This is a genomic window from Ochrobactrum sp. PL_is501, from assembly GCF_055816895.1.
Window position 1 is genome coordinate 1 of the sequence record NZ_JBVPGR010000024.1, and the last position, 12,395, is coordinate 12,395.

General features: G+C 53.3%; 13 protein-coding genes and 1 pseudogene. 5 read left to right on the forward strand and 9 right to left on the reverse strand.

From position 1 onward, the window contains the following. The 5 genes from AC0TOF_RS02310 to AC0TOF_RS02330 all read right to left on the reverse strand — a co-directional run. The coding region (locus tag AC0TOF_RS02310; RefSeq protein ID WP_473767079.1) for a siderophore-interacting protein at window positions 1-375 on the reverse strand (375 nt) is incomplete at its 3' end. Next, window positions 375-1,256: an iron-siderophore ABC transporter substrate-binding protein gene (locus tag AC0TOF_RS02315; protein ID WP_473767080.1), complete on the reverse strand. Its 882-nt coding sequence runs from the start codon at window positions 1,254-1,256 to the stop codon at window positions 375-377. The genes AC0TOF_RS02310 and AC0TOF_RS02315, both read right to left, overlap by 1 nt. 132 nt (window positions 1,257-1,388) lie before the next feature. Next, window positions 1,389-3,863 carry a TonB-dependent siderophore receptor gene (locus AC0TOF_RS02320; RefSeq protein WP_407975874.1) on the reverse strand — a complete coding sequence of 825 codons (2,475 nt, stop codon included), beginning with the start codon at window positions 3,861-3,863 and terminating at the stop codon, window positions 1,389-1,391. A 208-nt stretch (window positions 3,864-4,071) separates the two neighbouring features. Beyond that, window positions 4,072-4,986, reverse strand: coding sequence for a FecR family protein (locus tag AC0TOF_RS02325; RefSeq protein WP_235817941.1), 915 nt, complete (start codon window positions 4,984-4,986; stop codon window positions 4,072-4,074). A gap of 151 nt (window positions 4,987-5,137) precedes the next feature. After that, window positions 5,138-5,662, reverse strand: coding sequence for an RNA polymerase sigma factor (locus AC0TOF_RS02330; protein WP_031352352.1), 525 nt, complete (start codon window positions 5,660-5,662; stop codon window positions 5,138-5,140). A 293-nt stretch (window positions 5,663-5,955) separates the two neighbouring features. Between AC0TOF_RS02330 and AC0TOF_RS02335 the strand changes: the two genes are divergently transcribed. The 3 genes from AC0TOF_RS02335 to AC0TOF_RS02345 are packed head-to-tail and all read left to right on the forward strand — an operon-like array spanning window position 5,956 to window position 7,298. Next, on the forward strand, window positions 5,956-6,270 hold the full coding sequence (locus tag AC0TOF_RS02335) for an ArsR/SmtB family transcription factor (protein WP_022567485.1): 315 nt from the start codon (window positions 5,956-5,958) through the stop codon (window positions 6,268-6,270). Then, entirely contained in the window at window positions 6,267-6,626 is a 360-nt protein-coding gene (locus AC0TOF_RS02340; RefSeq protein ID WP_022567484.1) for an SRPBCC family protein, read from the forward strand. Before AC0TOF_RS02335 ends, AC0TOF_RS02340 begins: the two co-directional genes overlap by 4 nt. 45 nt (window positions 6,627-6,671) lie before the next feature. Continuing rightward, the gene (locus tag AC0TOF_RS02345; protein WP_021586613.1) at window positions 6,672-7,298 is read left to right on the forward strand and encodes an ATP-dependent Clp protease proteolytic subunit; all 627 of its coding nucleotides are present in this window, start codon (window positions 6,672-6,674) and stop codon (window positions 7,296-7,298) included. 62 nt (window positions 7,299-7,360) lie between these two features. Here AC0TOF_RS02345 and AC0TOF_RS02350 read toward each other — a convergent pair whose 3' ends face one another. Continuing rightward, a complete protein-coding gene (locus tag AC0TOF_RS02350) occupies window positions 7,361-8,749 on the reverse strand; it encodes an aminotransferase-like domain-containing protein (protein WP_473767081.1) in 1,389 nt (462 codons plus the stop codon). Between the two features lie 93 nt (window positions 8,750-8,842). Here AC0TOF_RS02350 and AC0TOF_RS02355 point away from each other — a divergent pair, with 93 nt between their 5' ends. Beyond that, window positions 8,843-9,481 carry a LysE family translocator gene (locus tag AC0TOF_RS02355; RefSeq protein ID WP_473767082.1) on the forward strand — a complete coding sequence of 213 codons (639 nt, stop codon included), beginning with the start codon at window positions 8,843-8,845 and terminating at the stop codon, window positions 9,479-9,481. Window positions 9,482-9,911: 430 nt separating this feature from the next. Here AC0TOF_RS02355 and AC0TOF_RS02360 read toward each other — a convergent pair. The 3 genes and pseudogenes from AC0TOF_RS02360 to soxR all read right to left on the reverse strand — a co-directional run. Further along, window positions 9,912-10,013, reverse strand: a pseudogene (locus tag AC0TOF_RS02360) (IS6 family transposase); the annotation flags it as partial. 58 nt (window positions 10,014-10,071) lie between these two features. Next, entirely contained in the window at window positions 10,072-10,551 is a 480-nt protein-coding gene (locus AC0TOF_RS02365; protein ID WP_473767083.1) for a nuclear transport factor 2 family protein, read from the reverse strand. Window positions 10,552-10,638: 87 nt separating this feature from the next. Further along, complete coding sequence (gene soxR / locus AC0TOF_RS02370) at window positions 10,639-11,121, reverse strand: redox-sensitive transcriptional activator SoxR (protein ID WP_473767084.1); 483 nt, start codon at window positions 11,119-11,121, stop codon at window positions 10,639-10,641. A 31-nt stretch (window positions 11,122-11,152) separates the two neighbouring features. On the opposite strand from soxR, the gene AC0TOF_RS02375 reads away from it, so the two are divergent. Next, the gene (locus tag AC0TOF_RS02375) at window positions 11,153-12,394 is read left to right on the forward strand and encodes an efflux RND transporter periplasmic adaptor subunit (protein ID WP_473767085.1); all 1,242 of its coding nucleotides are present in this window, start codon (window positions 11,153-11,155) and stop codon (window positions 12,392-12,394) included. Window position 12,395 lies beyond the last annotated feature (1 nt).

Sequence of the window (12,395 nt, forward strand, 5' to 3'; positions counted from 1 at the left end):
CGGGTTGCAGATGCCCACGATGTCACCAGGACGTGCCGTTATGGCCCAACTGGCTCCCACTCCGCCTTCATGTGCGACCAGATCGATAACCATCTCACCGGTCGTGCCATCCCAGCGCCGCACCGTGTAAGGACGGTTTGGACACGGACGACTACTGTCAAAGCGTCCCCATTTACCGTTCTTGAGCTGTGGTAGCGTTACAGCCTCGCCCGGCGTGGGCGGGAAGGCGAGACGAACCCATTCATCGGCATGATGGGTCGGCATAAGGCGCTTGTGTTTCCGTACTCTAATTACGATACGATACATGGAGGGAGTCAAACGCTCTGCCGTCAGCACATCGGCCAAGAAATAGTCTTCATGATAATGCACAAGCATCAATCCATCCCGACAGTCATGGCTGCCTCAGCCAAACGTTTCACAAATGCCGGAAAGACATAAGGAATTGAAAGAACACTCGGCGCAGTCACTCCCCACGCTTCGCCAGGATAATCAAGTACGACGCAGGAGCCGCGTCGAACCGCTGGAATCCGATTAAAAAGTAAATTCTGCTCTGCTGCGGCCCGCGCCTGCGGCGCTAGCCACATCACAAGAATATCGGCGTCGATATCTTCAGGTCGTTCGAGAGAAATTCCTTTGGCCCAGCTATCCGGCGCTGTCGCCGCCAATCGCTTGACGACTGGAGCGAGATCCAAGCCTAACCGGGTTAGCGTTGCAACGCGTGTATCAGTCGGCATATATATGCTGACCGAATCCCCTCCCGTTGCATACGAACCGAAGGCTACAGTTTTACCCGCCAAAACAGGGTATTGAGCGCCAACCCGAAGCAAGAGTCCTTGTGTCTCACTGATGAGCTCCTTGGCGCGCCTTCCTAAACCCAATGCCAGCCCGGTCATTTCAGTGACCTCCTCCCAGCCTGCTGTCCACGGTGCAGATTTGAAAGGAATTGTCGGCGCGATATTCGATAGACGCTCGAAACTAACTCGATCCACCCCCGACCTGACACAAAGAATAATATCCGGCCGCAATGCGGCTATCGCCTCATAATCCGTTTCGCCGCCAAGAAAGGTTGGCATCACCCCCTGGAGCAGAGGTTCATTCCACGGAAAAATGCCATTCGAAAAGGAAGAGTATTCTGGCATTCCCACGGGCAACCTTCCTAGAGCAAGCACAGCATCCTCACCGCCCCAGCCAAGGGTCACGATCCGTTTTGGAACCTCCACAATAGTCGTCCTCCCGTGACGATGTTCAATCGTCACGGGGTATTCCCATGTCTGGCTTGCCAACCCCTCGAAGCCGTCCGCCAAAACGACTGACAGGAAGGCACTTGTTCCAGATGCGAGTATCTTGCGGCGAGTAAGCCGGATACAGTGGGAACGTGGCATAGGAAGTTAAAACTCACGCTTCAATGAAAGCGTTGCTGTTCGCCCCTCACCATAGAAGACAGAATTATAGAAGCCCATCGTACGGAAATATCTCTTATCCGCAATATTATATACGTTAAGATTCAATGATGTCTTCTCATCGAAATCGTACCGAAGCATCGCATCAAAAACTGCGTAGCTATCCTGTTCAATGCTTTGGGATGCTTCGAGATAATCGGCAAGGTTTTTAGTTTTGCTTTGCCAACGCATTGATCCGCCGACCGTCAGCTTGTCCAGCATATCCGGAAATCTGTAGGTTGCACCAAGTTTTAACGAGCCACGTGGCTGAAACGTATTTACGGCGTTGCCATCATCGTCCTGAGCATCGCGATACGTGTAGCCAGCAAACAGATTCAGGCCGTCATACACCTCGCCAGCGACCTCAATTTCAAAACCGCGCGTCGTGGTACCATCAATAGAACGATATACGGCACGCTGATGCTCCGTATCCCAGGTCACATATTCGGCGACGTCCTTTTGATCCGTCTGAAACACTGCAAATGAGGCGTTAACGCGCCCGTCGAGCAGAGACCCTTTAATGCCGACCTCGTAGTTATGACCATAGGCCGGATCAAGATAATCACCTGATGCGTCTTGATAGGTCTGAGGCTTGAAAATATTCGTATAGCTTGCGTAGAGCGTATACTGATCTGTCAGATCATAAGTAATTCCAGCATATGGCGTGACAATTCCTGAGTGCTTATAGTCATAATTTTCCCAATAACTTTCGAGTTTGCCGTCCCAATAATTGAGTCGGGCCCCACCGATGAACGATAGCCTGTCCGTCAACGATAATCTGGCTGCGCCGTAAATTCCCAATTGCCTCGTTTCGGTGTCTCGAACGTTATTGGGCTCCTCTTTCCAAACAGGCTCCGGATAGTCGCCACTCCATTCAAAAATGTTGCCGACTTCATGCTCTTTTCCGACTTGCTTGCGCTCAACGACCCGCCCACTGGTACGTGAAGCAAATACGCCTGCGACGAATTCATGCGTTCTTTCGAACGCATCGAATTCACCATTCAGGCTACCGGACAACGAATTCTGCCTGCGATCCCCGTCGTATAGCGTCGTAAATCCAGTCACACCCAGTCCTGTAACCGGGTCGGGATTTCCTTCCATAATGATGAGGGGAGCATGGAAATCATTTCGAGAATGATTAAAAGCAAAGCGCGCCTTCCAGTCATTCTCAAACGTATGATCAAGCGATATAAAGCCCTCGGTTGCGATCGTGTTCCAGCCAGACCATGGCGTTCCGGTCGTGGAGCCTTTTGGCCAATCAATCAGTTTCCCCGTGGAATCAAATGCAGGCAAGCCGGCCCAGGTGGTTCCGGTTGAATCGGTTTCCTGCCTGTTGCCGCCTATAGTGACAGTCGTGGCGTCGGTGATGTCAGCTTCGACGACGCCATAGATAACGTTTTTTTCCTGCTTATAGAGATCAATCGTATCTTTTCTGGTCTGTAATGCACCCACAATTCGACCGCGAACTGTACCCTCCTTGTTGAGAGGGCCACCTACGTCCAGTTCCGTTCGATAATTTGATTCTGTTCCCGCAAGCCCTGAAATATAGCCTTTGAATTCGCTTGTTGGCCGCTTGCGAATGAAATTGACCGAAGCTCCCGGCTCACCGGTGTTCTGCATCAATCCGGTAGCTCCTCTGACGACTTCGATATGATCGTAGATCACTGTATCGAGTGTTCCATCGCCGTACTGGTATGTCGAATCCAACGTTGTCGGCACACCATCATACTGATAGCTGTCAATCTGGAAGCCGCGCGAATAGAAGCTCAGGCGATCCGTCTCGGTTTGATTGACGGTTACACCAGTGGCGTTCTCCATCACGTCCCGCAGTGCTGTCATTCCACGATCTTCGATCAACTGACGTGTGATGACACTCGTTGACTGGGGCGTTTTTCTCTGGGGTAGCGCCAAGCCATTTGCAGTTTTCATCCAATCAGCGGTATAGGAGCCAGTTCCTTCTGTAACCGCTCCCTGCCCCTGCACCACAATCGTTTCAAGAACAGTAGAATCATCGCTAGAAAGGACACTGGTAGATTGCGGCTCAACAATGGTCACAGTATTCCCGTTTGTGAAACGGTAATTCAGTCCTGTTCCCGCGAGAAGGCGAGCCAGCCCCTGCTCTCTCGTATAGTTTCCGATGAGACCAGGACTTCTTTTTCCTTCAACAACACTTGACGGAAGCAACAGTCTGAGGCCGGCCCTGTCAGCATAGGTGGTGAGTGCCGGGCCGAGCGCCTGCGCTCGTATGTTGAACTCCATGTCCGTGGCAGCCTGCTGAATTTTGGACTCTTGCCCGTAAACCGGACCGACCAGTCCTTTAGTCAATCCTGTCGCCAAGAAAATTGCTGCAGATGGCTTCAGTATCGCTTTTCCAAGATGTCTGAAACCGCATCTGCTTTGCTTCTGTTTCCTCACGTCGCCCATCGGATGCTATCCGCCCTTCTCATTTTTCGTTCTGCAGGATGTCGACGACCACGAAAAGTCGCGTTCTCAACAGCCTCTGATTTCTAGGACGAAATGAAAAAGGCGATCTTGCACTATGAAACGAGAAAAAAGTCTACTTTTTGATTCAAGTTACCGTTTCGTGCGAATTATCGCCAACGCTTGCTGCGTTTTTCGAACGTTGGAGTGCTCATCGCAGGATCGTGACAAGCGGCAGCCGCGTCACACGGACCGGAAGGGTTTCCTCGATGGTCCGCAGGATCATATCGGGATCAGACAGATCGAACACGCCGGTAACGGAGAGCGAGCGAAGCCGGTCGTTCGCAACGAATATTTGCCCGGCGCGGTAGCGCCTTATTTCCGCGACAACTTCGCCCAACGGCTTCCTGTCAAAAATAAGCTTGCCGCGTTGCCATGCTGTTTGGAGGCTGGAATCGACGGCTTCGGCCTTGGTCAGTAAATCGGACGAATAGCGAACCCGATGGTCTGCGTTCGCCATCACACTCTTTTCAGAATCGGCGTCAGACATGACCGCGACGGTTCCCTCCACCACAGTTACGACGACCGCTTCGGACTGAATATCTATATCGAAGACCGTTCCGACCGCTCGGGTTCTTCCACCTCTGGCTTTGACAATGAAAGGTCGATTATGATCACGCGCCACTGTAAATGTTGCCTGTCCCTCATAGAGGCTGAGCACCCGTGATTGTTCTGTGAAGTCAACCGAAAGAGCTGTACTTGCATTCAACTGGACCGACGAACCATCGGGCAGCGCGATTGTACGCAGTTCTCCAACACGTGTGGAATAGTCAGCGAACCCACCAGCCGCGAACATTCCCAGCCGTTCCCCGACGATACCAAGCATGGCCAACCCAGCGGCACCAAGGAAGGCCCGGCGCGGTATCCTGGCTTGCCTGGCCTTTTTTTCCTCGTGACGAGCTTCGTCGCCAACAATACCCAGTCCATGCCAGATGGTCTCTGCTTCGCGCGCGGCCAATTCATGCGCTGGACTTGTCTGACGCCATTCATCGAAAGCTGCATGATCTTCTTGTGTTGCCCGACCAGAACTCAGTACGACGAGCCAATCAATTGCCTCATCGCTCAAGGCGACATCCACTTGTTTCTGTTTCCCGCGTGAAGTCATCGGTCGGTCTTCGCTTATGGGATTTGCACCGGCAAATCCGCCTGCAAAAATGTGCCCTCGTTATCTAGGACGAAACGAGCAAGGCGATGATATACCGAAATGGCGATAAAAATCATGAAGACGCACGGAAATGATCTCGGCAATGACGCAAAGCTTGCGCGAGATATTTTGCCACCATGCTATCCGAAATATTGAGGCGCTGACCAATTTCGCGGTGGGTCAGTCCATCACAGCGGCTTAAGAGAAGCACGGTCCGCGCTTTAGTCGTCAACTGGGCCAAAGCTACGGCCAGAAAGCGGAGTTGATCCCGATCAACCGCGAAAGTCTCGGGCGAAGGATAATTATCCGCGATGGCCCTAAGCAAAGCTTCATCGCTGACGCAACGTGAGCTATGACGGCCTTCCCTGCGGACAAGGTCAATCGCGATATTACCCGCAACACGAAGAATAAATGCCTGCCTGTCCTGAACAGACGGCTCGGATTGCATGCCGGCGAGACGAAGCCAGGTCTCTTGCAACGCGTCTTCCGCAAGCTCATGCGAACCAAAGCGCTTTTTGAGGAGACCTCGCAATACCTTCCAATGCCGGAGATAAACCGACATAAGATCGTCGCGGATGTCGGTCGTGGACGTTGTCATGAAATCTGAACTCTACTGAACGATGCCGCCTTTTAATCGTCGAAATACCAATTTTCAGCCGATTAGAAGAATGAAAGATCACCACTACCGAAACGGTCGCACCCGAAAACTACAAAGTGGGGTATAAAAGTCAAGTTTCGCGATAACAGCAAGCGAACGATGCATTTTCGGGTCCAACCTTTCACCTTATCGCAAAACGCGCAAAGAGCGGACTAATCACCGCATCAATAAACTAGCCCTCCCTGCCCCAGGACAGTCTTGCGAATCACATAAGTGTATGCTTATGTATTGGCATGATCGAGAACGATATATTCCGAGCCTTGGCCGATCCGACCCGCCGCGCGATCTACGAGAAGCTGGCGGCTGGCCGCATGCATGCCAGCGCCTTGCGTGAGGGCATGGAGATCAGCCAGCCGGCGATGTCTCAACATCTGGCGGTTCTGCGAGGCGCCAGGCTTGTGCGGGAACAGCGTCAAGGGCGTTTCGTGAATTATGAGATCGACCCGGAAGGGCTCGCTCTTATCGCGCAGTGGCTGGCGAAATATCACGCCTACTGGCCTCAGCGCATTGAAGCTCTCAAGGTCTTGCTGAAGGATATGGACCAATGAACGAAACAAAGACCGAAGAGCAGAGAAACGGCATCGAACTCGAGTATGAACTCAGCGAGCCGCCGCAAAAGGTCTGGCGGGCGATCAGCATTCCGGAGTTTCGGGAACAATGGCTGCCGAAGGAGGCGCTGGCCGATCCCGAGGCGGCCTCCGTTACGCCCGGCGAGGAAGTCCGCTACAGGATGCGCGACAGCACCCCGCCATTTTTTGAAAGCACGGTGACGTTCAGGATCGCTCCGAATGCGGCCGGCGGAACAACCTTGCAGGTCATCCACGAACAGACGGTTGTGAGATTCGACCAGACGACTAAGGCTGCTGCCAACAATAACAGCCGTCCCTTCTTGCTCGCCGCCTGACACGGCGAGGTTTCCTCACAAATTCTTGAAGATTGGAGTTCGCCGATGCGCGAAGCGATGCAACTCGTCCCTATGGTCATAGAACAATCCAGCCGAGGGGAGCGGTCTTTCGACATTTACTCCCGCCTTCTCCGAGAACGCATCATTTTCCTCAACGGCGAGGTAAACGATGCCGTTTCAGCTCTGGTCTGTGCCCAATTGCTGTTCCTTGAAGCGGAAAACCCTAAGAAGCCGATCAATCTTTACATCAACTCGCCAGGCGGAGTAGTGACCTCCGGTCTCGCCATGTATGACACCATGCGCTACATCCGCGCGCCTGTGCATACGCTGTGCATGGGAACGGCGCGCTCCATGGGATCGTTCCTGCTGATGGCGGGCGAACCGGGCCACCGCGCTGCGTTGCCCAATGCCAGCATACTCGTCCATCAGCCCTCTGGCGGCTTTCAAGGGCAGGCGTCGGACATGCTCATCCACGCCGAGGAAATCCTGAAAATCAAACAACGCATGACCCGGTTATATGCCGAACATAGCGGACGCAGCTACGAAGAGTTCGAACGCGCCATGGACCGCGATCGTTTTATGACGGCAGAAGAAGCACTTGAATGGGGACTAATCGACCGCGTTCTGCAATACCGGGAGGAGCCGTCTGTCACAACCACGCCGGTGACCTGAAATCCCTACGTCACCAGCATCAATATTTGTGGACACCTGGTGTAGAAGATGCAGCGCTTCCGTCAGCGCTGCGGCGTCCGGACTGCGGAGAGAGACGATATGGATTCCGACGAGACGATCAGATCGGCGAGCACGACAAGCGCCCTTTTCAGATCGTCCGGTGAAGGGCCGCCCAAGCATAAGCGAATCCCGGTCGCTTGATCATCAGGATCGACGACGATGCTGTCCGGCGCAGTCACCATCACGCCGAGGGCGGAGGCCGTTAGCGCAAACTGCTCCGCCTTGCTGCGAGACATCGGCAGCCAGGCGTGAAGCGCCGCAGGGTGAACGTGGCAAGTCTCCTGTCCAAGCAGCGACGCGGCGAGCGCTGTGCGACGGCGGGTCTCGATGCTGATCGCCTGTCTGACCGATGCGACAACACCGTTCACAAGCCAGTCCTCCATCACCGACATGGATAGCGGCGACGGCCCTATTGGCAGCGCCCTCAAGAAAGCCTCTGCCCGTTCTTCCATTCCAGGCGGCAGAGTGAGAACGCCGATGCGCAATCCCGGACTGAGTGTTTTGGAAAGGCTGGCGACGTGAACAACGTGTTCCGGCGAAAGAGCGGCAAGAGGAAGCAGCCCGGGATCGACGTCCATTGCGTATACACCGTCCTCGATAATGACGGCGCTCCGCCGCCGGCAGATTTCGACGATGGCCTGCCGCCGAGCGCGCTCCATTGTGGCGGTGGTTGGATTGTGCAGGGTCGGCGTGACATAGACCGCCCGGTAGGGAACAGACGCCTCTTCGTCCAGGGCCGCGGCCAACGCGTCCGGCATCATGCCTTCTTCGTCAAGTTCTATTCCACGCAAGCGACAGCCTCTATGGCGGGCCAGCGCAATGGCTCCGGGGTAGGTCAACCGTTCGGTAAGAATGACACCATCGGGTCCGCATGCGAGATCGAAAGCCAGCGAAATTGCCTGTTGCGCACCGGCTGTCGGGATGACCTGTCTCGGATCGACGGCAAGCGAAAAAGTCTCTAGCCAACGGGCCAGCAACCGTCGATGTTCCTCGTGACCCGCCAGCGGTGCGTAGAGGTTGAGGTGAGCGGCATCGATCTTGTGAGCGATCGTCGTGAGCGTGCGTGCCAGGAGCCGCTCCCCGATCATTGCGGGCGGCGTATTGATCGATAGATCGACGCGAGGGCCGGAACGCGCCGCTCTGGTCGCGACAAAGGTGCCGCGCCCCTTAACGCTCCGCGTGAGCCCCTGCCTCCCCAGCATGGCATAAGCTTTCGTGACTGTACCGACGCCGATACCCAGTTTCCAAGCCAGATCCCGATGAGCAGGCAGCCGGTCGCCGCTCGTCAAGCGTCCCTCAAAAATATCTTCGCTCATTGCCTGCATCAAACGCTCAGCGGCATTCGCCGTACCGTCGGCCAATCGTGGCTGCCAGGGGGACCGTTTGCGCATCCGTACCGCCTCAATAGTGTATCATGACACTTTAATGCTATTTTTAAAAGTGTGTCACGTTCTATATATCCCGTCAGAAGAAGGATACGGCAAATGTATAATTTCCCGGACGTGATCAATTCCGACCTTGGGCTGATACAGACTGTTGTTGCGCTGAGCATTTATACTATCGTCACATCAATCACACCCGGACCGAACAATATGATGGTGCTGGCTTCCGGTGTGAATTTCGGGGTCCGGCGAACAGTGCCACACGTCCTGGGAATCAGCCTGGGATTCGCTGCGATGGTTATTGTCGTGGGAATGGGTTTGGGCGCAGTCTTCGATCTCTATCCCATGCTGAACGCTGTGTTACGCTGGGTTGGTGCAGCATATCTGGTCTATCTGGCTTACAAGATAGCCCGATCGGGCACGCCGGATAATTCCGACAGCAAAGCGGGCAAACCGTTGGGCTTTCTGGGAGCCGCAGCCTTCCAATGGGTTAACCCGAAGGCTTGGGTGATGGCTCTCGGCGCCGTTGCCGCCTATCTGCCGCCACACCCTTCTGTGGTATCGGTTCTGGCTATGGCAACACTTATGGCTTTGCTCAATGCCCCATGCGTTGGAATATGGGCGAGCTTCGGAGTCGGTCTTCGATCTTTCCTGACCAAACCCGCCCAGCTGAAGCTCTTCAACATCTCGATGGCCACGCTTTTGGTAGCGTCTCTTTATCCGATTGTGGTCAGGTCCTGATATTTCAGATCGCATTGAAGCCGTTTTACTTCATTAAAGCCGCCAACAACCGAACCAGCATAAAAGAAAGCAAAAGAACAATCGTCGAAGTGATGAGAACCCCTGTAAAATGTGCAATAAGCGCGCCCAAGGGGTGAGCTTGTCTGCAAGGGGATCGAACAGTTTTCTCATCCAGTATCATTCCGATTTCGTAGACAGTTCTAAGAACTGTGAAAATAAGCACCGGTCCATGATATGAGAAAGATGGGCGCTATTGATGGACGGAGAAGCTTTTCTTCCACATGTCCGCGCGCTTCTTTACAAGCATGAGGAGGTGGTGAGTTGCTTCGGCAGCGCTAGCCGCCGCCTCGTCGTTGGGATAAGCCATCATCTTGTTGGAAGTGACCTACCGCTTTATTGAAACGTCTGAGTACCGCCCAAGCCGGAATTATCCTAGAATTGCAAACCGGTGATAGGCAAATGCCACATAGGCAACAATCTCACGCGGAAATCGAAAGCCCTTCAACCGCGGAAAATAACTTGGTAATGCCACCCAGAGCACTTCACTCGGAAGCGGGATCGGTTCCGAGAATTTTATCTGAATAGGAAACCTATTTGGTTATCATCTGTTCAAACTGGGCATCGTTATAATAATCAGCAAAATACACGATACGATTGTTTGAGAATGTCACAAATGAAGCACCTTTTATGATCCGTTCCTTATCTGGACAACCACCGGCGGAAAATCCCTCCATTACCCATTCAAAGGCAACCGAGTTTTGGGTCGCAACAGGTTGGCCAGTCATCGTCCAGCGTATATCTGGCGCGATTGAAAGCAAGGCAATCATCATATTGTAGACGGTGTCTTTGGCGTTGCGTTGTTCGTCGATACTCGTATTGTAATAAATTGCATCGTTAGAGAAGGCGGCGACAACCGCATCTGGAGCGTGGGCGTTCCAGGCTGCAAGGTACCCTCTGATAAATTCGACCCTATTGTTGTCCTCTTGCATCGCAGTTGTCGGTGCCGTCATTGCCACGATGAGTACAATAAGAACCCACTGAAGTTTTCGAACAGAAGAAACAAAAAGCATCTTTATACCCACTTTTTCAGAATGAGCCGGGATATTTCCGTCCTACATTGCTGAACGCGCAAAAAACGTCGTGGCTATGTTGATTGATCAATCAACAATCCGTTCTTGTGGGTCAGAAACCGCGTCGGCCATCCATCTTCGGGGGCCGGCTCCTTGTTCCCCTCTCCAATCGTGCGGATTTGCAAGTTTACACTTACGCACGGAGAGGCAGCCACAGCCAATACACTCGTCCAGACTGATATCGAGACGCTGTAACTCGGCAATTTGCGCTCTCACTCTCGCTCTCCATTCGGTCGTTAGCTTCGCCCAATCTTGGTCGGTCGGTACATGGTCGTCCGGAATGAGCTTTAGCAGTTCGCTGACTTCATCGAGGCAGTACCCGATCTTCTGGGCGAACACGATGATTGCGATACGGCGTAAGACTGACCGATGAAAACGCCTGTGTTTCGTATCGCTTCTTACGGACGAGATCAGCCCCAGAGATTCATAATACCTTAGTGCTGATGCCGGCACTCCGCTCCGTTGGGTGACCTGGCTGATGGAAAGCAAGCGGCTATCGTTGATCTGCATTTTGCGCCCCTCATCAATTTGTGATGTTGACATGAAGTTGAAGTTAGCTTTAATTTTTATCGAATGCAACATTGAATTCATTATGGCGCTGGCCAAAAGAGGAATAATCATGGTTGGATCGAAAGCGTGGCGGGCTCTTGCCGGCTCGATAGCAGTAGGTCTGCTTTCTGCTTGTAACGACGTTCAGGCAACAAGCCAGGATTCCGTGCCTCCACCCAAGGTGGAAGTCGAAGCTGTGACGTCGCAAAGGGTTCGGAACTGGGACGAGTTTAATGGACGAATAGTTGCTATTGAAGCTGTTGCGATCCAGCCCAGGGTTAGCGGTTATATTCAGCAGATTGCGTTTGATGAAGGCGGGGAAGTCAAAGAGGGAGACCTGCTATTTGTAATAGATCCACGCCCCTACCGTGATGCGGTTGCCAGTGCAGAAGCTGACCTCAAACGGGCAGAGGCGGCTACGCAACTGGCTCTGTTGCGGGCAAAAAGGTCTCGATCCCTGGTTGACAAGAATGTAGTTTCCCGGGATGCGGCAGATAGTGCTGACGCTGAACTGGCGCAAAAACGCGCGGATGTCGACGAGGCAAGGGCCAGATTATCCACGGCCAGGCTGAACCTCGAGTTCACTGAAATCCGGGCACCTGTTGCCGGGCGCGTTAGCCGGGCTTTTCTTAGCATCGGTAATCTGGCGCAAGCTGATCAAACGAGACTGACGACCATCGTTTCCCAGAACCCCGTATATGTCTATTTCGACCTGGATGAGAAAAGTTACCTTCGTTACAAAGAGGATTTCGGACAACCTGGTCAGTCCCGGAATCCCGTTGTTGTGGGGCTTGCCGATCAGGACGCGTTCCCGTTTCAGGGAGCGCTTGAATTTATCGATAATCAGATCGATCCGGGAACCGGTACAATTCGCGCACGCGCAAAGATATCGAATCCTCAAAATCTTCTGATCCCGGGTCTTTATGCACGGGTTCGACTGGGCGACATCAACGAAAACCCGGCTCTATTGGTGAGTGATAGATCAATATTGACCGACCAGAACCGGAAGTATGTTTACGCCGTCGATGCCAATAGCAAAGCGATACGAAAAGATATAGTCACTGGTCGACTCATCGGAGACCGAAGAATTGTTGATTCTGGTCTTGATATTGGCGACCGTATAGTGGTGACTGGAACACAGAAAATACTTTATCCCGGCATGGAAGTCAGTGCGGGTGATCTCATCCAGCAACAGGCTTCGAGCGAAGCAGCAATTAAAGAAGCGGGCGAATGAA

Excerpts from the sequence above, each read along its gene's own strand:
- AC0TOF_RS02320 (WP_407975874.1), bottom strand. The coding sequence starts at position 3,863 with ATGGGCGACGTGAGGAAACAGAAGCAAAGCAGATGCGGTTTCAGACAT.
- AC0TOF_RS02330 (WP_031352352.1), bottom strand. The coding sequence starts at position 5,662 with ATGACAACGTCCACGACCGACATCCGCGACGATCTTATGTCGGTTTAT.
- AC0TOF_RS02335 (WP_022567485.1), top strand. The coding sequence starts at position 5,956 with ATGATCGAGAACGATATATTCCGAGCCTTGGCCGATCCGACCCGCCGC.
- AC0TOF_RS02340 (WP_022567484.1), top strand. The coding sequence starts at position 6,267 with ATGAACGAAACAAAGACCGAAGAGCAGAGAAACGGCATCGAACTCGAG.
- AC0TOF_RS02345 (WP_021586613.1), top strand. The coding sequence starts at position 6,672 with ATGCGCGAAGCGATGCAACTCGTCCCTATGGTCATAGAACAATCCAGC.
- AC0TOF_RS02350 (WP_473767081.1), bottom strand. The coding sequence starts at position 8,749 with ATGCGCAAACGGTCCCCCTGGCAGCCACGATTGGCCGACGGTACGGCG.
- AC0TOF_RS02355 (WP_473767082.1), top strand. The coding sequence starts at position 8,843 with ATGTATAATTTCCCGGACGTGATCAATTCCGACCTTGGGCTGATACAG.
- AC0TOF_RS02365 (WP_473767083.1), bottom strand. The coding sequence starts at position 10,551 with ATGCTTTTTGTTTCTTCTGTTCGAAAACTTCAGTGGGTTCTTATTGTA.
- soxR (WP_473767084.1), bottom strand. The coding sequence starts at position 11,121 with ATGCAGATCAACGATAGCCGCTTGCTTTCCATCAGCCAGGTCACCCAA.
- AC0TOF_RS02375 (WP_473767085.1), top strand. The coding sequence starts at position 11,153 with ATGAAGTTGAAGTTAGCTTTAATTTTTATCGAATGCAACATTGAATTC.